The following is an 18158-nucleotide window of genomic DNA, read 5'->3' on the forward strand; positions in this document are numbered from 1 at the left end:
GGTGACGGGCGGGCGGTCAGCGCCGTGCGCGGCGCGCGTCCCGCACTCGGCGCAGCCGGTTGACGGTCACCGGGTCGTGCGCGAGGGCGCGGGGGTCGTCGAGGAGTGCGTTGAGGAGTTGGTAGTAGCGGGTCGGGGAGATGCCGAGCCGTTCGCGGATGGCGCGTTCCTTGGCGCCGGGGCCGGGCCAGGGGCGGCGTTCGACGGCGAGCACCGCCTCGTCGCGGGCGGAGAGCCCGTGCGCGGTGTCGTCGGTGTCGTCCGTCATGCCGCTCCGCCGTCCGTCGTCTCGTTCCCACGATAAGCCCACCGTCGGGGGCGTTGCCGGGGCGGGCCCGGGGTGGGCCCGGGCCCGCTGGCGGCGCTATTCGGCGGTGTTGTCGGCGGTGTCCGCGATGTTCTGGATGTCGGTGAGGGTGGCGGAGGGGTTGCCGTGCGGGCCGACGGTGGCGCCCATCCGGGACTTGATGGTCTTGGAGACCAGCGGCCAGGACGTCTTGTCGGACGGGTAGAAGTGGGCGTTGGGCAGCTGGGTGAGGAAGCCGTGCAGCTTGCTGAACTTGTCGTCGGCGAGCATCGCCTGGGAGGCGGAGCTGGTGACCGGCAGCAGGTTGTATTCGGCGGAGAACTTCAGGACGTTCTTCTGGCTGTAGACGAAGTTCAGGAACGTGCCGACCTCGGTGCGGTGGCCGTTCTGCTTGAACGCCATCATCCAGTCGGCGACGCCCATGGTGGCCTTGGCCTTGCCGGTGGCGCCGGGGAGTTCGACGGTGCCGTAGTCGACGCCCTTGGCCTCGGCCTGCTTCATCAGGGTGGGGTGGCCGTTGAGCATGCCGACGTCGCCGTCGGCGAAGGCGGCGAAGGCGTCCTCGCGGTTGAGTTTCGCGGGGTCGACGCCGGTCAGGTCCTTGCCGACGAGGTTCTTCTGGAGCCACTCGAAGGTCTTGACGTTCTCGGGCGCGTTGAGGGTGTACTTGCCGATGTTGTCGGTGTAGTCGCCGCCGCCGGCGAGCAGCCACTCCAGCGTCTCGGCCTGGGTCTCCTCCGGGCCGAGCGGCAGCGCGAAGGGGATCTTCACGCCGTGCGCCTTGAGCGCCTGGGCGTCGCTGACGATGTCGGCCCAGTTCTGCGGCGGGGAGGTGATGCCGGCCGCGGCGAACAGCTTCTTGTTGTAGAAGAGGCGGCGGGTGCTGGCCCCGAAGGGCATGCCGTACTGCTTGCGCTGGTATTCGCCGGCCTCCGCGAGGGAGGGGGTGAAGTCGGCCTGGACGGGGATGGAGAGCAGGTCGTCGGCGCCGTAGAGCTTGCCGCGGGCGGCGTAGTCGGCGTAGGCGCCGACCTGGGCCATGTCGGGGGCCTTGCCGGCGTTGACCAGGTCCTCGACCTTCTTGTCGACGACGGTCCAGTTGTAGACCTTGACGTCGACCTTGATGCCCGGGTTCTGCTCCTGGAAGTCACGGACCAGGTCGTCCCAGTAGTGCTGGGAGCTGTTGGCCTTGCTGTCGCCGTAGTCGGCGGCGATCAGCGTGAGGGCGACGTCGTTGCCCCCGGAGCCGCTGCCGCAGCCGGTGAGAGTCACTGTCATGGTGGCGGCCAGTCCCGCCGCTGCCAGGCTCACGTACCGCCGTCGCACCGCTGTTACCGCCCCTTTTTCCCGAAAATTCTGTGCTTGCGGGTGTTCCCTCCGTCGTCGTGGGGATCGCCCGCGATCGACGCAGAAACAGTGAGTCTCACCCACTGTCCCCCACAAGGTCTACACCACCTTCCCCGCGGTTCCCCTATCGGCCTGCCTCTCGTGCAGGTCAGGGGCGTTGCGAGGGGGTCGGCCGGGCCGGCTACCGGCGCGTACGCGCGGCCCCGGAGCGCGGGCGGCGGCGCCGGCACGCGGCCGGCGCGTGGCGATCAGCACGGTGAGTGGACTAGACCTTTATTGGCCGGTCGCGCGACACTGTCCCCCGTGAAACACGTCATCGCCCTTGATGTGGGCGGCACCGGAATGAAGGCCGCCCTCGCCGGGGCGGACGGCACCCTCCTGTACGAGGCGCGGCGCCCCACCGGGCGCGACCGCGGACCCGAGGCGGTCGTCGAGACGATCCTCGACTTCGCCGCCGACCTGCGCGACATCGGTCGCGAGCGGCTCGGCAGCACCGCACTGGCCGCCGGCGTCGCCGTCCCCGGCATCGTCGACGAGGCCACCGGCACCGCCGTCTACGCCGCCAACCTCGGCTGGCGCGACGTCCCGCTGCGGACCCTGCTCTCGGCACGGCTCGACGGGGTCCCGGTCGCGCTCGGCCACGACGTCCGCACCGGCGGGCTGGCCGAGGGGCGGATCGGCGCCGGCCGGGACGCCGACCGGTTCCTGTTCGTGCCGCTGGGCACCGGCATCGCCGGCGCCATCGGCATCGCCGGCCGCATCGAGGCCGGCGCCCACGGCAGCGCCGGCGAAATCGGCCACATCGTCGTGCGGCCGGACGGTCCGGAGTGCGGCTGCGGACAGCGCGGTTGCCTGGAGGCGCTGGCCTCGGCCGCCGCGGTGGGCCGCGACTGGGCGGCGGTCTGCGGCGATCCGCGGGCCGGCGCCGCCGACTGCGCCAAGGCCGTGGAGTCCGGCGATCCGCGCGCCCGGGAGGTCTGGCAGGGCGCCGTGGACGCGCTCGCCGACGGCCTGGTCACCGGGCTGACCCTGCTCGACCCGCGGATGCTGATCATCGGCGGCGGGCTGGCGGAGGCCGGCGACACGCTGTTCGCACCGCTGCGGGAGGCGGTCCGCCGGCGCGTTACCTTCCAGCAGCTCCCCTCGATCGTCCCGGCGGCCCTCGGGGACGCCGCGGGCTGCCTGGGCGCAGGACTGCTCGCCTGGGATCTTCTCTCCACGGAGGTAACCGCCTGATGGCACAGCAACAGTCCGCGGGACGCCCCTCGGACACCGGGCGCACCGTCCTGGCCGGCGCCCGGATCGCCCGGCCCTCCGGCGTCACCGACAACGGCCGGCTCACGATCGAGGGCGCCCGGATCGCCGCGGTCCGCAGCCGGGACCGGGACCGCGGCCGGGCGCCGGACACCGCGGACGCCCAGGACCGCGTCGAAGACCCGGCGAGCGTCGTCGACCTGACCGGGCATCTGATCGTCCCCGGTTTCGTCGACATGCACGTGCACGGCGGGGGCGGTGGCTCCTTCTCCTCCGCCGACCCCGAGGAGTGCCTGACGGTCATCGACACCCACCGCCGGCGCGGCACCACCTCGATGGTGGCCTCCACCGTCACCGGCGACCTGGCCGACCTGGCCCGGCAGGCCGGCGTGCTGGCCGAGTTGGTGCAGCAGGGCGACCTGGCCGGCATCCACTTCGAGGGCCCGTTCATCTCCCCGCACCGCTGCGGCGCCCACCAGCCCGAGCTGCTGCGCGACCCCGACCCCGCCGAGGTCCGCCGGCTCGTCGACGCCGCCCGCGGCACCGCCGCGATGATGACCGTCGCGCCCGAACTGCCCGGCGGCCTGGACTCCGTGCGGCTGCTCGCCGACGCCGGGGTGATCGCCGCGATCGGTCACACCGACTCCACCTACGACGCCACCCGGCAGGCGATCGACGCCGGCGCCACCGTCGCCACCCACCTCTTCAACGCGATGCCGGCGCTCGGCCACCGCGCCCCCGGCCCGGTCGCCGCGCTCCTGGAGGACGAGCGGATCACCGTCGAGCTGATCAACGACGGCACCCACCTGCACCCGGCGGTCCTCCAGATGGCGTTCCGCGAGGCCGGCGCCGAACGGGTCGCGTTCATCACCGACGCGATGGGCGCGGCCGGGATGAACGACGGGATGTACCCGCTCGGGCCCATGCGGGTCGAGGTCAAGGACGGCGTCGCCCGGATCAGCGACGGCCCCACCGCCGGCTCCATCGCCGGCTCCACCCTCACCCTGGACCGGGCCTTCAGGCGGGCCGTCACCCTCGACGGCCTCACCGTCGAACAGGCCGTGCAGGCCCTCTCCGCGAACCCCGCCCGACTGCTGGGCATCGCCGACCGCACCGGCTCGCTGGAGCCCGGCAAGGACGCCGACCTGGTCGTCCTGGACGCCGGGTACGACGTCGTGGGCGTCCTGCGGCGGGGTGCCTGGCTGCTGCGCCCGCCGGGCGTCTGACCACCCGGCGGGGATCGCCGGCCGCCACCGGTCGGCACCCCGGTCCGGCCGCCCACCGGCGGCCGGGCCCCGCAGGGTGGCCGACCCGGGTCTGGGCCTACGGGCGTCCGCGATGGCATGATCGCTCGCGCACTTGTCCGTATGCCACCGCGGAACGCGGTGCCTTCACCCACGGCCGTCCGGCCGGCCTCCTCCTGGAGGGGAGACCATGATCCTCACGGTCACGCTGAACGCCGCCCTGGACATCACCTACCGCGTCCCCCGGCTCCGCCCGCACAGCACCCACCGCGTCACCGAGGTCACCGAACGCCCCGGCGGCAAGGGCCTGAACGTCGCCCGGGTACTGGCCGCGCTCGGCCACCGCACGGTCGCCACCGGCTTCGCGGGCGGCGGCACCGGCGAGGCGCTGCGCGCGCTGCTCGCCCAGGAGACGCTCGTCACCGACGCCCTGGTCCCGGTCGGCGGCGTCACCCGCCGCACCGTCGCCGTCGTGGACACCGGCACCGGCGACACCACCCAACTCAACGAGCCCGGCCCGACCGTCTCCCCCGCCGAATGGGCCGCCTTCCTCGGCACATACCGCGAACTGCTGGGCGAGGCACGGGCGGTGGCGCTCTGCGGCAGCCTGCCGCCCGGCGTCCCGGTGGACGTCTACGCCCGGCTCACCCGCGCCGCCCGCACGGCCGGCGTCCCGGTCCTGCTGGACACCAGCGGCGAACCGCTGCGCCGCGGCCTGGCCGCCCGCCCCGACCTCGCCAAGCCCAACGCCGACGAACTGGCCGCCCTCACCGGCAGCACCGAGCCGCTGCGCGCCGCCCGAGACGCCCGGCGCCGCGGCGCCCACGCGGTGGCCGCCTCGCTCGGCGCGGACGGGATGCTCGCGGTGACCGCCGACGGTGCCTGGCAGGCCGCCCCGCCCCGCCGGTACGCCGGCAACCCCACCGGGGCCGGTGACTCGGCGGTGGCCGGCCTGCTGTCCGGACTGGTCGAGGAGTTGCCCTGGCCGGACCGGCTGAGCCGGGCGGTGGCGCTCTCCGCGGCGACCGTACGGGCCACCGCCGCCGGCGAGTTCGACGCCGCGACCTACGAAGAGCTACTGCCCCGCGTGGTGGTGACGGACCGTCCCACGGCGGCCTGATCGCCCCTCGGGGCGCGGCCGGCGCGGCCCCGCCGTCAGGGCTGGGCGAGCCAGACCTGGTCGAGGTTGACCTCGCACTGGTTGCCGTTCTCGCACGACAACTTGATGGTGTTGGTGCCCTTGTTGAGCTGGATGTACGACCAGGACTTGGTCCAGCCCTTGTCCCAGGCGCCTTCGGGGGCGCCGGCGAAGTTCTTGAGGTTTATCGGCCGGCTCAGTGCCTGGCCGTTGATGTTGAGCGTGAGGTTGGCGTCCTTGCCGGGAACGCCGTAACCGACCCAGAGCTTGTACTTGCCGGCCGCGCCGACGTCGAGCGTCCAGGTGGCGGAAGCGCCCTGGTTGTTCAGGTTGGTGACGTACGAGCCGCTGGCGGTGCGGGCGCCGGGGATGTCCTTGGCGGTGGTGGCGCCGCCGTCGAGGCGCAGCGTGCCCGCGTCGTCCTTGGGGAGCTTGGCCGCGGGGGGCTTGCTGGAGGGCTGGTCACTGGGCTGGACCGAGTCCGCGGCCGTGGGGCCGGGGTCGGCGCCGGCGTCGTTCTTGCTGCTGTCGGAGTTGGTCAGCATGGCCGCGCCGATGCCTATGCAGACCACCGCCACCACGGCGACCGCGCCGATCAGCAGGCCGTTGCGGCCCTTACGGGGCTCCGGGGCCTGCGGGACCGGGCGGGTCCCGCCGGCGCTGCCGCCCGGCAGCGTCTCGGGCGCCGCGTAGTGCGCGTTCTGCCGACCGTACGGCGGCTGGGCCGGCTGGTTGCCGTACTGCCGCTGGCCGACCGTGCGCACCTGGTTGTACGAGGTCCGCGGGACGCCCGGCTGCCGTGCGGCGCCGACGCTCGACGTGCCCGAGCCGCCCTCGCCGCCCTCCGAGCGGTACAGGTGGGCGAAGGGGTCGTCGTTCTCCGGCGTGTCCGCGCCGTTGTTGCCGGCCGTCATTCCGTGTCACTCCCAAGCGGTCTCTACGCGCCAGTGCGCGTCCGTACGCGTTCGCGGGGCTGCGTGCGAACTGCCTCTTCCGGGCCACTCGACGCCGCCGCGCCGCATCGGCGCAGCCTACCCCGAAGGGACCCGGCCACGCCGGTCCCCGAGGTTCACAAGATCACTACGGATCGGTGAACGGGCGGTGCCCAGGCAGGACACCGCCGATGTGAGATGCGCGGCACCGGACCGGGGCCCGGCGCCGCCGTCGCCGCGGGCGGCTCAGCCGGCCGCGCGCCGGTTGCCCTTCGAGCGCCGCTTCTCGATGTACATCCGCTGGTCGGCCGACTCCAGCACCTCTTCGGCGGTCATTCCGCAGCTCGCCCAGCCGATGCCGAAACTGGCGCCGACCCGGACGGCCCGGCCCTCGACCCGGATGGGCGGGATGATCGCGTTCCGCAGCCGGACCGCGAGGTCCTGGGCGTCGGCGGTGCCCAGTCCGTCGGCGAGCACCACGAACTCGTCGCCGCCGAGCCGGGCGACGGTGTCGCCGTCCCGCACGCCGCTGGTCAGCCGGCGGGCGACCTCGATCAGCACCGCGTCGCCGGTGTTGTGCCCGAAGCGGTCGTTGATCGACTTGAAGCCGTCCAGGTCGCAGAAGAGCACCGCGAGCCCCTTGGCGCCGTCGTCCTCGGCCCCGTCGGCGGGCGCCGAGAGGTGGACGTGGTGGTCGAAGGGCAGGCCGCCGACGGGCGCCGGCCGGGGCTTCTCGCCCTCGAAGCCGGCGAGTCCGTCGAACGGCTCCGCGCCGTCCGCCCCGAAGCCGTGCGGGGCGCGCGGATCGGCGCCGGCGCCCGAGGAGGCGTAGGCGTCGGCGAGCGCGCTCGGCGGGCGGGAGCAGAGCCGGGCGGAGAGCCGGGCCCGCAGCTCGGCGCTGTTGGGCAGGCCGGTCAGCGAGTCGTGGCTGGCCCGGTGGGCGAGCTGGAGCTCGTGCCGCTTGCGCTCCTCGATGTCCTCGACGTGGGTGAGCAGGAAGCGGGGGCCGTCGGCGGTGTCGGCCACCACCGAGTTGCGCAGCGAGACCCACACGTAGGTGCCGTCCCGGCGCAGCAGCCGCAGTTCGGCCCGGCCGCCCTCCGCGGAGGTCCGCAGCAGCGTGCCGATGTCCTCGGGGTGGCAGATGTCGGAGAACGACATCCGGCGCATCCCGGAGGCCGGGCGGCCCAGCAGCCGGCACAGCGCGTCGTTGGTGCGCAGCAGCCGGCCGTGCTGGTCACCGCCCATCTCGGCGACGGCCATCCCGCTCGGCGCGTACTCGAACGCCTGCCGGAAGCTCTCCTCGCTCGCCCGCAGCGCCTGCTGCTCGCGCTCCAGGCGGACCAGCGCCCGCTGCATGTTGGCCCGCAGCCGGGCGTTGCTGATGGCGATGGCGGACTGGAACGCGTACATCTGGAGCGCCTCCTGGCCCCAGGGGCCGGGGCGCCGGCCGTTGCGCGGTCGGTCCACGGAGAGCACGCCGAGGAGTTCGCCCTTGCCGCCGGCCGCGGTGTACATGGGCGCGAAGAGGCGGTCCATCGGGTGCCACTCGTCGGGGAAGCGCGGTGCGGGCCCGGCGGTGTGCCACTGCGGCACGTCGTCGTCGTCCAGCACCCAGCCCTCGGTGTACGGGATGAAGCACAGCTCGCCCCAGCGCTCGCCCATGGCCAGCCGGCGCTCCCACGAGGCGCGCGAGCCCACCCGTCCGGCCATCAGCGCCTCCGCGCCCGCACTGCCGGCCACCGCGGCGACCACGAGGTCGCCGTCCTGCCGCACGAGGTTGACCGCGGCGAGCTCGTAGCCGAGCCCGACGATCGCGCCGTCGGCGACGGACTGCAAGGTGTCCGCGAGGCTGCGCGCGGTGTTCAGTTCGGCGACCACTTGGTGCAGCTGCCGCAGGGTCGCAAGACGGACATAGGGCTCCGACTCGGTCTCCATCGCTCGCTCTCCCTGAGACCTCGACAGCAACTCCACCGATTTCTTTGTCGTCCGATTCCACGCTCACTGAATCACAGTGAGCTGTTCACTCGGTACACAGGGTCAACAATTAGCGGCCCATGTGACTCAAGTCACAATCAGTAACGGGCGGTTACGAGCCGCCGACCAGGCACTCGTCCGCGCAGCCGAACACCGGCAGGACGGTCCCTGAAAACTTCCTGAACGCAAATTCCAGCCATTTACGGCGACAGGTACGGACCATTGCCGCACCGTGTACCGGGCACGACCTCCGCCGCGGGACCTAGGACGCGGGTGGTCCCGGGGCCCGATGCGGGCCAGGACCGGACGACGTTAGCGTTCGTGGCGTGTTCACGAAGACTCCTGCCACCGCCCCGGCCGCCGGCCCCACCACCTCCGCCGCGCCCACCGTCACCCTCGCCTCCGTGCCGGGTGACGGGCCGATCGCGCATGCTGTTGGGGTGAGTGACGACGAGTTCCGTGCCGCGCTGTCCCGTCTCGCCGCCGGGGTGGTGCTGGTCACCGCCCGCGACGAGGACGCCGGACCGCGCGGCGAGGACGTCGGCATGACCGCCACGGCGTTCCTCTCCGTGTCCCTCGACCCACCCTTGGTGATGGTGAGCGTTCGCAACGACTCCCGGATGGACGACCTGCTCGCGCAACAGCCGCTGTGGGCGGTTTCGGTACTGTCGGGCGACCAACGGCACGTAGCGGCACGATTCGCGATGAAGGGCCGGATCAGCGACCGACTGCTCTTCCAGGACATCCCCTCCGTACGGGGCGAAGCATCCGGTGCGCCGCTCGTCGGGGGCGCGCTGGCGGCGCTGGAGTGCCGGACCGAGCAGCGGGTGGTGGCCGGCGACCACACCCTCGTGATCGGCCGCGTGCTGGCCTCGACCACGTCGGACGAGCAGGACGGGCCGCTGATGTATTTCCGGGGGAAGTACCGGCACCTGGGCTGAGCCGGGGCCGGGCGTGCGGCCGGGCCGGGGCTGGGATCAGCCCCAATCGCGCCCGGTGCGGCCCCGCTTGGTCTCGCCGCGCTGCTTCTTCTCGCGCAGCCGCCGCTCGTTGATGCCGCGCGGGATGCGCGACTTCTTGCGCGGCTTGGGCGGCGGTGCGGTGGCCTCGGCGAGCAGCGCCGCGAGCCGGACGGTCGCGGCCTCGCGGTTGCGCCACTGGGAACGGTGCTCGGAGGCTCGGACGGTGACGACGCCGTCGACCAGCCGGCCGGCCAGCCGCTCCAGGGCGCGCTCCTGCCACACCGGGGGCAGCGCCTTCGTCCGCGCCAGGTCGAAGCGCAACTCGACCTGGCTGTCGCTGGTGTTGACGTGCTGGCCGCCCGGGCCGGAGGAGCGCGAGAACCGCCAGACCAGCTCGGCCTCCGGGAGGACGACCGAACCGCGGATGACGTGGGGTCCGGACATGCCCCCCATGATCCCGCGCCCACGGCCGCCCGTCACCTCCGTTTCCCCGCCCGGAACGGTGCGTCGCCTTCGCGACCGCGCCCGGACCGGCATCAGGATTCGGCAAAGAAAGTAAAGCGGGTTGGAACCACCCGGCCGCCCGGCCACGTTGAGGTGGATGACGGCGGCTCCGCTCCCGGGCGGGACCGCCGTGGTATCACCGACCCACACCGCGGCCACACCAGCGGCACCACCGACCTCAGGTCGGCGCGACTCGACGAGGAAAGGGACTTCCCATGGCTGTAAGCCTGTCCAAGGGCGGCAACGTCTCGCTCACCAAGGAGGCCCCGGGCCTGACCGCCGTCACGGTCGGCCTCGGCTGGGACGTCCGCACCACCACCGGCACCGACTTCGACCTCGACGCGAGCGCCATCGCGGTCAACACGACCGGCAAGGTCCACTCCGACCAGCACTTCATCTTCTTCAACAACAAGTCGACGCCGGATCAGACCATCGTCCACACCGGCGACAACACCACCGGTCAGGGCGAGGGCGACGACGAGTCGATCAACGTCAACCTCAGCGGGCTGCCGGCCGAGATCGACAAGATCGTCTTCCCGGTCTCGATCTACGACGCCGAGAACCGCAGCCAGAACTTCGGCCAGGTGCGGAACGCCTTCATCCGCATCATCAACCAGGCCGGCGGCGCCGAGATCGCGCGCTACGACCTGAGCGAGGACGCCGCCACCGAGACCGCCATGGTCTTCGGCGAGCTCTACCGCAACGGCGCGGAGTGGAAGTTCCGCGCGGTGGGCCAGGGTTACGCCTCCGGCCTGCGCGGCATCGCCCAGGACTTCGGCGTCAACGTCTGAGCCACGGCACCACCCGCGGCGCGACACCGCCGGACGCACACCGGCAGCGAGGGCCGGCTCCCGAAGAGGGGGCCGGCCCTCGGCGCGTCCGCGCTACGCCGCCGCGCCGCCGGACGCGCGGGCGGCGGGCTGTGCCGCGGGCGGCGCGGCCAGCGCGGCCACCTCGTCCAGCGACAGCCCGAGCGTCCCGACCAGCGCGGCGACCGTGAAGAACGCCGGGGTGGGCGCCCGACCGGTCTCGATCTTCCGCAGCGTCTCCGCGGACAGTCCGGCCGCCGCGGCGACCTCGACCATGCTCCGCTCGCCGCGCGCCGCGCGCAGCAGCGCGCCCAGCCGCTCACCGCGCTCGCGTTCCCAAGGGGTCAGTGGAGTTCGCACCATGCCCGTGATACTAATACCGGTAAATAAATACCGGTAAACAAATACCGGCCAGGCCGGCGGAGCGCCGGCCGCGCGCCGGTGACGACGTGCCGCCCGCCCCCGCGCACCGCGCCGGGCCGGCGGCGGATCGGAGGGACCTCAATGGTGGAGCTCAAGACGGACACGGGCCTGGACGGGATGCGGGTCGCCGGCCGGGTGGTCGCGGACGCACTGGCCGCGGCCCGGAACGCGGCCGCCCCCGGCGTGCGCCTGACCGACCTGGACGAGGCGGCCCACGCCGTGCTGCGCGAGGCCGGCGCCACCTCCCCCTTCCTCGGCTACCGCCCCTCCTTCGCCCCCACCCCCTTCCCCGCGGTGCTCTGCACGTCCGTCAACGACGCGATCGTGCACGGCATCCCGAACGGCTACCGGCTGCGCGACGGCGACCTGGTGAGCATCGACTGCGGCGCGGTCGTCGACGGCTGGGCCGGCGACGCGGCCACCAGCTTCACCGTCGGCACCGCACGCCCCGCGGACCGCGACCTGATGGACACCACCCGGCGGGCCCTGGAAGCGGGCATCGCGGCCGCCGTGGTCGGCGCCCGCATCGGCGACGTCGCGCACGCCATCGGCAGCATCGGCCGCGCGGCCGGCTACGGCATCCCCGAGGACTTCGGCGGCCACGGCATCGGCCGGGCGATGCACGAGGACCCGCCGGTGCCCAACGACGGGCGGCCGGGCCGCGGCCTCGTGCTCCGCCCCGGCCTGGTCATCGCCATCGAGCCGATGTTCCTGGCCGGCGGCAGCAACCACTACGCCACCGACCCCGACGGCTGGACCCTGCGCACCAGCGACGGCAGCCGCGCGGCCCACTTCGAACACACCGTCGCGGTGACGGACGAGGGGCCGCGCATCCTCACCCTGCCGTAGCCGGCGCGGGACGGACGGGGCGGGCCCGCGGGCGCGCCACCCGTCCGCCGCGGCTCAGAGCGCGTCGAGGTCGAGGGCCCCGGCCATCGCGCGGTAACCGGCGTCGCTCGGGTGCAGATGGTCCCCGCTGTCGTACGCCGGGGCCAACCGCGACCGGTCCGCGGGGTCGGCCACCACCCGGTCCAGGTCGACCAGCCCGTCGAACGCGCCGGAGGTGCGCAGCCAGCGGTTGAGCGCCACCCGTGTGGCCTCGCCGCGTTCGGTGTAGTAGGCCGCCCCCTTGAACGGCGTCAGCGTCGCCCCGATCACCTTGACGCCCCTGCGGTGCGCCTGCCGGATCAACTCCCGCTGGGCGGCGATGAGTTGCTGCACCGACACCTCGGGGGTCGGTGCGCCGGCACGGGCCGTCGGCCCGTTCATCCCGATGTCGTTGATGCCCTCCAGCAGGATCACGGTGCCCACGTGCGGTGCGTTCAACGCGTCCTTCGGGAAGCGGGCCACCGCCTTCTCGCCGAAGTCGGCCGTGGTCCGGGTCAGTTGGTTGCCGCTGATGCCCGCGTTGAGGACGCTGCGGGGCCGCCCCGCGGCGACGCAGCGCTCGGCCAGGACGTCCGGATAGCGGTGGTCGGCGTCGACCGTGGAGCCGTAGCCGTCGGTTATGGAGTCCCCGAAGGTGACGACGGCGTCCCGCCGGGCACCCGCACCGCCGGCCACCTCGACGCCCGAGAGGTAGTACCAGGACGTCGTGGTCTCGGTGAACGCCGTCGCGGCGACGTCGGCCCGGTGGTCACCGGTCGCGCGGTAGCTGGTGGCGGTCGCCTTCGCGTGGAAGGTGGTGGGGCCGGTCGGAGCGGCGAAGTACAGCGTCACGGTGACCGACTCCAGGGGACGCACCGGGAGCCCCGCCGCGTCGCTGAACAGCTCACCGCCGGCCCCGATGGTCGCCGACGCCCGGCGTCCGAAGGTGAGTTGGCGCACCGAGCCGGACCGCACCGCGGCGCCCCGGTCGGTCCGTGCGACGGTCGCCCCGGCGACCTTCAGCGGCGCCGTGCCGTAGCGGTTCGACAGCGTGATCCGGAGCTGCTTGCCGCCCGTGCTGAGCCGGACGACCTGCCGGACGGTCTGCCGCGCGAACCCGCCGCCGGACCAGTTCTTCCCGAACACCTCGGTCGGCCGCTGCGGCGCGGCGGCCCACCCGCCGCGCCACGACCCGCCATCCGGTGCGGCGGCCGCGCGCGGCGCGCCGTCCGCCCGATCCGCCGCGTGGGCCGTGCCGACCACGCCCACCGGGCCCGTCGCCGCCGGCCCTGCCGGCAGCACCGACAACGCTCCCAGCAGGGCCGCCGTCACCAGCGCGACCTTCGAACGTCTCACCAAGGAACCAGACACGATCACTACCCACCCTCTGGCTGTCCGCCGTTGCGTATGACCGCTGTGCCGTCGTGCGTGAGCGCCGTGCGTGAGCGCCGTGCCGTTGCGCGTGACCGCGCCCTGACCGCCCGCCGCGTACGGCCGGCCGTCGGGACCCTCCGCCGCGCCGGCGGGTCGGGGCGCGTGACACCATCAAGAGGTGATCGACCTCGGCTACTCCCTCTCCCGTCGCTTCCCGGATCCTCCGCAGACCGACTACCGGACCGCGGACGTGCACGCGCTGCGCCACGACCTCTTCTGCGGCGACGTCTACCTCGCGGACACCGACTCCGACCGCGAGCTGTCCACCGCCTGGGGCTGGGTGCCGGTGCTCGACTTCGCCTGGGCACTGTGCGACATCATCGAGCAGCTCGACACCGACCCCCGCGGGAGCCGCTCGGCCCGCCCCGTCCACGCCGCGCTGGACTTCACCGAATCCACCGACCGGATGCTCTTCGAGCGGCGCTTCGGCTGGGTCGACATCGTCGCCGACTGGATGCCCGTTGAGGAAGCCCCCCTCACCTTCAACCACGCCGCGCTGCGCCGCGAGGCCCGCGACTTCCTGCACGACCTGATCGCCGACCTCGCCGACATGCACGAGGGCCTCGCCGACAACCCGGCCGTCTGGGCGCTCCAGGCCCGCTTCCCCCGCGCCTGAGCCCCGCCCGGCTCACTCCACCCGCACGCCCAACTGGGCCGCGAACGCCGGTGCCAGATCCATCAGTTGGGCCGTGCTGATCACCGCGCCGCCGAGGCAGTCGATCCCCCGCGCGATGTCCAGCCGGGCCACCCCGCGCAGGTCGACGTCGGTCATCCGCGCCGCGGAGAAGTCCACCCGCGTCAGGGTGCAGTCGTCGAACGAAACCCGCTCCAGCACCGCACCCCCGAAGTCCGCCTCCACCAGCACGCACCCCTCGAAGGCGACGTCCCGCAGCTTGGCCCGGCGCAGATTGGCGAAGTCGATCTTCCCGCCGCGCACCACCACCCGCTCCAGCGCCGCCCCGTGGAGCTGGAGCCCGCCGAGCCGGCCGTCCACCACCTCCACGTCGCGCAACGACGCCTGGGACAGGTCGGTGCCCACCCCGCGCACGCCGCTCCACACGCTGTCGATGATCCGCGCCCGGCTCAGCACCGTCTCGTCCAGCGCGCACCGGCGCACCGCGCAGTCCATGAACCGGGCGCCCCGCGCCGACTGCCCCGCGCAGTCCACGTCGGTGAACTCCAGCCCGTCGTAGTCCCCTTCGGGCTCCCACGCGCCGCCGTCATACGCCCGCAGCTCCGGCAACCGGACCTCCGGCCGCCGTACCGCCCGCACCCTCTCCTCGCCGCGCCCTGCCACGCGCCCACCGCCTCCGTCCGTCCGGCCCCAGGACCGGTGCCTCGCTCTGCCGCGGGCCGACGCGGCCCGCATCCGGCAGACCGCTCCACACCCACCTCCCATGCTGGACCACACCACTGACAATCCGCGCCGACCTGCACGAACCCTCGGCCCGCGGCCGCATGCCACATCCCGGACGCCCTCGTCCGTCCCGTAGACGAGCACCCGCCGCCCTGCGGACGCCACCGCCACCGCGCCCCGGCCACCCCACCCTTGACCTCAACCCAGCTTGAGGTACGAGAGTGACGGCAGTTGACCACTCGCTCGACGGCAGCGCTCGCCCTCACTCGCGACCACTGCCGTCCGCCCGCCCGTCCACTCGCCACCCACCGCCCACCGCCCACCGCCCACCACAAGGAGACGACTCCGCCATGCGCGCAATACGGCTGCACACCTTCGGCCCCGCGGAAAACCTCGTCCACGAGACCGTCGACGACCCCGCGCCGGGCCCCGGCGAGGTCCGCATCGCCGTGGCCGCCGCCGGCGTCCACCTCTTGGACACCGCCCTGCGCGCGGGCCAGGAGGGCGGTCCCGCCCCGCTTCCCGCGCTCCCCACTGTGCCGGGGCGGGAGGTGGCCGGCACCGTGGACGCCGTCGGCGCGGGCACCGACCCCAACTGGCTCGGCCGGCCGGTCGTCGCCCACCTCGGCATGGTCCCGGGCGGCTACGCCGAACGGGCCGTCACCGCCGCCGACCGACTGCACGCCATCCCGGACGGCCTGGACCCGGCCCAGGCCGTCGCCATGATCGGCACCGGCCGCACCACCATGGGCATCCTGCTCTGCGCCGGCCTCACCGCCGACGACCTCGCGATCGTCCCGGCGGCGGCCGGCGGCATCGGCTCGCTGCTCGTCCAGTACGCCCGCAACGTCGGCGCCACGGTCGTCGGCCTGGCCGGCGGCCCGACCAAGGTGGCCCACGTCCGCGCACTGGGCGCCGACCTGGCCGTCGACTACACCGTCGCCGAATGGCCGCACCACGTCCGGGAGTTCCTCGCCGAACGTGGCGCGGCCGGGGCCACCGTCGTCTTCGACTCGGTCGGCGGCGCCCCGGGCCGCGCGGCGGTGGACCTCCTCGCCCGCGGCGGCCGCCACCTGGTCTTCGGCTGGTCCTCCGGCGGCCCCCTCACCGGCGGTCCGCTGGAGTTCACGGACGCCGAACGCGCGGCGCGCGGCATCACCTCGGAATCCGTCCTCGGCCCGACGATGCTGGCCCGGGTCGGCGGCATCGATCCGCTCCGCACCCTGGAGACCGCCGCCCTGGCCGAGGCCGCCGCCGGCCGCCTCGTCCCCACCGTGCAGCGCTTCCCCCTCGCCGAGGCGGCGGCCGCCCACCGCGCCCTGGAAACCCGCGGCACGATGGGCAAGGTCGTCCTGGTGCCGTAGCCCGGCCGCGCCGACCGGCCGCCCGTCCGTCAGGCGCCCCGCCCGCGGCGGCCGCGGCGCGCCGGCGTCACCCCCGGTCCGGCCGCCGCCGCCCGGACACCAACGCCCCGCCCACCAGCGCGAGGGCAGCGCCCGCCCCGCCGGCGACGACCACCGGGTCACCGTCCTTCGCCCGCTCCGCGGCCACGCCGCCGCCGGCACCCGCCACCACCGTCACCCGCCCCTCCGCGTGGGCGGGCACCCCGCCCACCACCGCGACGGTCACCGCGGCCAGCACGGCGGCGGCACTCACGGCCAGCGAACTCACCACCCCGCACCGCGCGGCGGCCCCCGCCGCACCCCGGAGCCGGACGACGACCGGACCACGGCCCCCCGACTCCCCGACGCTCGGCAAGGACATCCACGACCACAGCATCCGACTCACTCCCTCCCTCACTCCCGCACTCCCGTTCCGGTCCGTCGCGGCCGGCGGCACCGCCTCACCACGACCGGTGGCGCCGGGCCACGCCGGTCCGCGCCACCGAGCCGGACCCGCGACACCCCGCGCCGTCCACGGCGGCCGTCCGGCCCGACACCCTCACGCTACGCACCGGACCACCCGCCCGCGTCGGCCCAACGGCCACCCTCACCCCGGCAAAAAGGAGGAGCCCCGCACCACCCCGCACCGGACCGACGGCCCCCCGCCCCGGGACCAAAGTCACTCCCCCGCCCCGGCCCTCCGCCCCCGCCCGCTCCGCTACGCCACCACCGCCAGCTCCCGCCCGGTCACGTTCAACCGCCGCCCGCCGCTGTCCGTGCAGACCACGATGTCCTCGATCCGCACTCCGAACCGCTCCGGCAGGTAGATCCCCGGCTCGATCGAGAAGCACATCCCCGGCACCAGCGGCAGGTGCTCGCCCTCCACCAGGTAGGGCGGCTCGTGCGTGGTGACCCCGATGCCGTGCCCGGTCCGGTGGATGAAGTACTCGCCGTACCCCGCCGACTTGATCACCCGTCGGGCCACCCGGTCCACGTCCTGGCACGCGATCCCGGGCCGCACCGCCTCGAACGCCGCCTGCTGGGCCTCGCGCACGACCTCGTGCACCGTCCGCTCCTCCGCGCCCGGCTCCCCCACGTGCACGGTCCGCGAGATGTCCGAGCCGTACCCGTCCTTCAACCCGCCGAAGTCCAGCACCACCCTGTCGCCGTCCTGGATGACCCGCTCCCCCGCCTCGTGGTGCGGGTTGGCCCCGTTGGGCCCGGAGCCGACGACCGTGAAGTCCACCTGACTGTGCCCGTGTTCGGTCAGCAACCGCGCCAGGTCCCCGGCCACGTCGCGCTCCCGCCGCCCCGCGAACCGCACCCCCAGCACGTCCTGGTACGCGGCGTCCGCGGCCGCCCCCGCCGCCGCCAGCCGCTCCACCTCGTACGCGCCCTTGACCGCCCGCAGCATCGGCAGCACCTCGGTCAACGCCGCGTACCCGCCCCCCGGCACCGACCGCTGCAAGCCGAGCAGGTGCAGCGCCCACATCCCGTCCGACACCCCGTAACGCCCCTGCGGCGCAAGCCACTTGCCCAGCTCGACGTACGGGTCCGCCCCATCGGTCCACCCCGCGACCGTCAACGCCCCGGCCCCCGCCGCCCGCTCCGCGTCCGGCCGCTCCAGTACGGGCACCAGCAGCCGCGGCGCCCGCCCCGGCTCGATCACCAGGGCCGTCAGCCGCTCGGTGACGGCCGTCGGCCGGTACCCGCACAGCCACACCAGATCCGGCCCCGGCGTGACGATCAACCCGGCCAGCCCGGCCTCCGCGGCGGCCCGCCCCGCCCGCATCATCCGCCGCTCGTACTCATCCCGCCCCATCGAAGTCACCATGCCGCGAATCTACGCCGCACCCTTCCCCGAACCCCCCGAAAACCCCCTCTCCCAGCCGCCAGATCCACCCACACAACGCCGGCACACCTGCGCCCCTCCCGGCCGCCCTCCCCCACAAACACCAGAAGCCCCAGGTCACAACCGACCCGGGGCTTCTCCCCTGCTCAACCACAGAGCCCCCTGTCGGATTCGAACCGACGACCTTCGCTTTACAAGAGCGGTGCTCTGGCCAGCTGAGCTAAGGAGGCGTACCGGATGAAGTGTACCTAGGCGTGCCCGGTGCCGGTTGCCTTATGCGGTCAGCGCTGCGCCGCCCCGCCTCGGCCCCGCCGTCCGAGGGCATTTCGTGACCGCGGAGCTACTGACACCCGGCTTCCGCGCCGGTAG

General features: G+C 74.0%; 18 protein-coding genes and 1 tRNA gene. 8 read left to right on the forward strand and 11 right to left on the reverse strand.

Annotation, left to right across the window (positions count from 1 at the left end):
• Positions 1 to 16: 16 nt before the first annotated feature.
• Together ACLJT4_RS20270 and ACLJT4_RS20275 are read right to left on the reverse strand one after the other, a co-directional pair.
• Positions 17 to 268, reverse strand: a complete 252-nt coding sequence (locus ACLJT4_RS20270; RefSeq protein WP_016572191.1) for a DUF3263 domain-containing protein — start codon at positions 266 to 268, stop codon at positions 17 to 19.
• A gap of 96 nt (positions 269 to 364) precedes the next feature.
• The gene (locus ACLJT4_RS20275; RefSeq protein WP_411123724.1) at positions 365 to 1585 is read right to left on the reverse strand and encodes an extracellular solute-binding protein; all 1221 of its coding nucleotides are present in this window, start codon (positions 1583 to 1585) and stop codon (positions 365 to 367) included.
• Positions 1586 to 1957: 372 nt separating this feature from the next.
• On the opposite strand from ACLJT4_RS20275, the gene ACLJT4_RS20280 reads away from it, so the two are divergent.
• The 3 genes from ACLJT4_RS20280 (at position 1958) to ACLJT4_RS20290 (ending at position 5272) form a co-directional block, all read left to right on the forward strand.
• Positions 1958 to 2890 carry an ROK family protein gene (locus tag ACLJT4_RS20280; protein WP_411123726.1) on the forward strand — a complete coding sequence of 311 codons (933 nt, stop codon included), beginning with the start codon at positions 1958 to 1960 and terminating at the stop codon, positions 2888 to 2890.
• Complete coding sequence (gene nagA, locus ACLJT4_RS20285) at positions 2890 to 4134, forward strand: N-acetylglucosamine-6-phosphate deacetylase (RefSeq protein ID WP_411123728.1); 1245 nt, start codon at positions 2890 to 2892, stop codon at positions 4132 to 4134. The genes ACLJT4_RS20280 and nagA overlap by 1 nt, the downstream gene beginning before the upstream one ends.
• A 208-nt stretch (positions 4135 to 4342) precedes the next feature.
• On the forward strand, positions 4343 to 5272 hold the full coding sequence (locus ACLJT4_RS20290) for a 1-phosphofructokinase family hexose kinase (RefSeq protein ID WP_411123730.1): 930 nt from the start codon (positions 4343 to 4345) through the stop codon (positions 5270 to 5272).
• Positions 5273 to 5307: 35 nt separating this feature from the next.
• Here ACLJT4_RS20290 and ACLJT4_RS20295 read toward each other — a convergent pair whose 3' ends face one another.
• On the reverse strand, positions 5308 to 6204 hold the full coding sequence (locus ACLJT4_RS20295; protein ID WP_411123732.1) for a carbohydrate-binding protein: 897 nt from the start codon (positions 6202 to 6204) through the stop codon (positions 5308 to 5310).
• Between the two features lie 264 nt (positions 6205 to 6468).
• A complete protein-coding gene (cdgB, locus tag ACLJT4_RS20300) occupies positions 6469 to 8160 on the reverse strand; it encodes a diguanylate cyclase CdgB (protein WP_411123734.1) in 1692 nt (563 codons plus the stop codon).
• A 365-nt stretch (positions 8161 to 8525) separates the two neighbouring features.
• Between cdgB and ACLJT4_RS20305 the strand changes: the two genes are divergently transcribed.
• Positions 8526 to 9140 carry a flavin reductase family protein gene (locus tag ACLJT4_RS20305; RefSeq protein ID WP_411123736.1) on the forward strand — a complete coding sequence of 205 codons (615 nt, stop codon included), beginning with the start codon at positions 8526 to 8528 and terminating at the stop codon, positions 9138 to 9140.
• 36 nt (positions 9141 to 9176) lie between these two features.
• Here the strand turns inward: ACLJT4_RS20305 and arfB are convergent, their stop codons facing one another.
• Positions 9177 to 9605, reverse strand: coding sequence for an alternative ribosome rescue aminoacyl-tRNA hydrolase ArfB (gene arfB / locus ACLJT4_RS20310; RefSeq protein ID WP_016572199.1), 429 nt, complete (start codon positions 9603 to 9605; stop codon positions 9177 to 9179).
• Positions 9606 to 9880: 275 nt separating this feature from the next.
• On the opposite strand from arfB, the gene ACLJT4_RS20315 reads away from it, so the two are divergent.
• Positions 9881 to 10456 carry a TerD family protein gene (locus ACLJT4_RS20315; protein WP_411123738.1) on the forward strand — a complete coding sequence of 192 codons (576 nt, stop codon included), beginning with the start codon at positions 9881 to 9883 and terminating at the stop codon, positions 10454 to 10456.
• A 93-nt stretch (positions 10457 to 10549) separates the two neighbouring features.
• Here ACLJT4_RS20315 and ACLJT4_RS20320 read toward each other — a convergent pair whose 3' ends face one another.
• Entirely contained in the window at positions 10550 to 10837 is a 288-nt protein-coding gene (locus tag ACLJT4_RS20320) for a helix-turn-helix domain-containing protein (RefSeq protein WP_411123740.1), read from the reverse strand.
• Between the two features lie 141 nt (positions 10838 to 10978).
• Here ACLJT4_RS20320 and map point away from each other — a divergent pair, with 141 nt between their 5' ends.
• The gene (gene map / locus ACLJT4_RS20325) at positions 10979 to 11746 is read left to right on the forward strand and encodes a type I methionyl aminopeptidase (RefSeq protein WP_411123742.1); all 768 of its coding nucleotides are present in this window, start codon (positions 10979 to 10981) and stop codon (positions 11744 to 11746) included.
• Between the two features lie 54 nt (positions 11747 to 11800).
• On the opposite strand, the gene ACLJT4_RS20330 is transcribed toward map, so the two are convergent.
• Positions 11801 to 13123 (reverse strand): SGNH/GDSL hydrolase family protein, encoded by a 1323-nt coding sequence (locus ACLJT4_RS20330; protein WP_411123744.1) that lies wholly within the window; start codon positions 13121 to 13123, stop codon positions 11801 to 11803.
• 193 nt (positions 13124 to 13316) lie between these two features.
• On the opposite strand from ACLJT4_RS20330, the gene ACLJT4_RS20335 reads away from it, so the two are divergent.
• Complete coding sequence (locus ACLJT4_RS20335) at positions 13317 to 13814, forward strand: hypothetical protein (RefSeq protein ID WP_411123746.1); 498 nt, start codon at positions 13317 to 13319, stop codon at positions 13812 to 13814.
• Between the two features lie 12 nt (positions 13815 to 13826).
• Here the strand turns inward: ACLJT4_RS20335 and ACLJT4_RS20340 are convergent, their stop codons facing one another.
• Positions 13827 to 14471 carry a pentapeptide repeat-containing protein gene (locus ACLJT4_RS20340; protein ID WP_411123797.1) on the reverse strand — a complete coding sequence of 215 codons (645 nt, stop codon included), beginning with the start codon at positions 14469 to 14471 and terminating at the stop codon, positions 13827 to 13829.
• A gap of 434 nt (positions 14472 to 14905) precedes the next feature.
• Between ACLJT4_RS20340 and ACLJT4_RS20345 the strand changes: the two genes are divergently transcribed.
• Positions 14906 to 15919 carry a zinc-binding dehydrogenase gene (locus ACLJT4_RS20345; protein WP_411123748.1) on the forward strand — a complete coding sequence of 338 codons (1014 nt, stop codon included), beginning with the start codon at positions 14906 to 14908 and terminating at the stop codon, positions 15917 to 15919.
• A gap of 67 nt (positions 15920 to 15986) precedes the next feature.
• On the opposite strand, the gene ACLJT4_RS20350 is transcribed toward ACLJT4_RS20345, so the two are convergent.
• The 3 genes from ACLJT4_RS20350 to ACLJT4_RS20360 form a co-directional block, all read right to left on the reverse strand.
• Positions 15987 to 16226 carry a hypothetical protein gene (locus tag ACLJT4_RS20350; protein WP_411123750.1) on the reverse strand — a complete coding sequence of 80 codons (240 nt, stop codon included), beginning with the start codon at positions 16224 to 16226 and terminating at the stop codon, positions 15987 to 15989.
• 429 nt (positions 16227 to 16655) lie between these two features.
• Positions 16656 to 17759, reverse strand: a complete 1104-nt coding sequence (locus tag ACLJT4_RS20355) for a M24 family metallopeptidase (RefSeq protein ID WP_411123799.1) — start codon at positions 17757 to 17759, stop codon at positions 16656 to 16658.
• 186 nt (positions 17760 to 17945) lie between these two features.
• Positions 17946 to 18019: transfer RNA gene (locus ACLJT4_RS20360), tRNA-Thr, on the reverse strand.
• Between the last annotated feature and the right edge of the window lie 139 nt (positions 18020 to 18158).

Source organism: Streptomyces sp. x-19, from assembly GCF_046549115.1.
Lineage (GTDB): Bacteria > Actinomycetota > Actinomycetes > Streptomycetales > Streptomycetaceae > Streptomyces > Streptomyces albulus_C.

Bases quoted from the DNA above. Each gene is read 5' to 3' on its own strand.
- ACLJT4_RS20270 (WP_016572191.1), bottom strand. From the start codon at position 268: ATGACGGACGACACCGACGACACCGCGCACGGGCTCTCCGCCCGCGAC.
- ACLJT4_RS20275 (WP_411123724.1), bottom strand. From the start codon at position 1,585: ATGACAGTGACTCTCACCGGCTGCGGCAGCGGCTCCGGGGGCAACGAC.
- nagA (WP_411123728.1), top strand. From the start codon at position 2,890: ATGGCACAGCAACAGTCCGCGGGACGCCCCTCGGACACCGGGCGCACC.
- ACLJT4_RS20290 (WP_411123730.1), top strand. From the start codon at position 4,343: ATGATCCTCACGGTCACGCTGAACGCCGCCCTGGACATCACCTACCGC.
- ACLJT4_RS20295 (WP_411123732.1), bottom strand. From the start codon at position 6,204: ATGACGGCCGGCAACAACGGCGCGGACACGCCGGAGAACGACGACCCC.
- cdgB (WP_411123734.1), bottom strand. From the start codon at position 8,160: ATGGAGACCGAGTCGGAGCCCTATGTCCGTCTTGCGACCCTGCGGCAG.
- arfB (WP_016572199.1), bottom strand. From the start codon at position 9,605: ATGTCCGGACCCCACGTCATCCGCGGTTCGGTCGTCCTCCCGGAGGCC.
- ACLJT4_RS20315 (WP_411123738.1), top strand. From the start codon at position 9,881: ATGGCTGTAAGCCTGTCCAAGGGCGGCAACGTCTCGCTCACCAAGGAG.
- ACLJT4_RS20320 (WP_411123740.1), bottom strand. From the start codon at position 10,837: ATGGTGCGAACTCCACTGACCCCTTGGGAACGCGAGCGCGGTGAGCGG.
- map (WP_411123742.1), top strand. From the start codon at position 10,979: ATGGTGGAGCTCAAGACGGACACGGGCCTGGACGGGATGCGGGTCGCC.
- ACLJT4_RS20345 (WP_411123748.1), top strand. From the start codon at position 14,906: ATGCGCGCAATACGGCTGCACACCTTCGGCCCCGCGGAAAACCTCGTC.
- ACLJT4_RS20355 (WP_411123799.1), bottom strand. From the start codon at position 17,759: ATGGGGCGGGATGAGTACGAGCGGCGGATGATGCGGGCGGGGCGGGCC.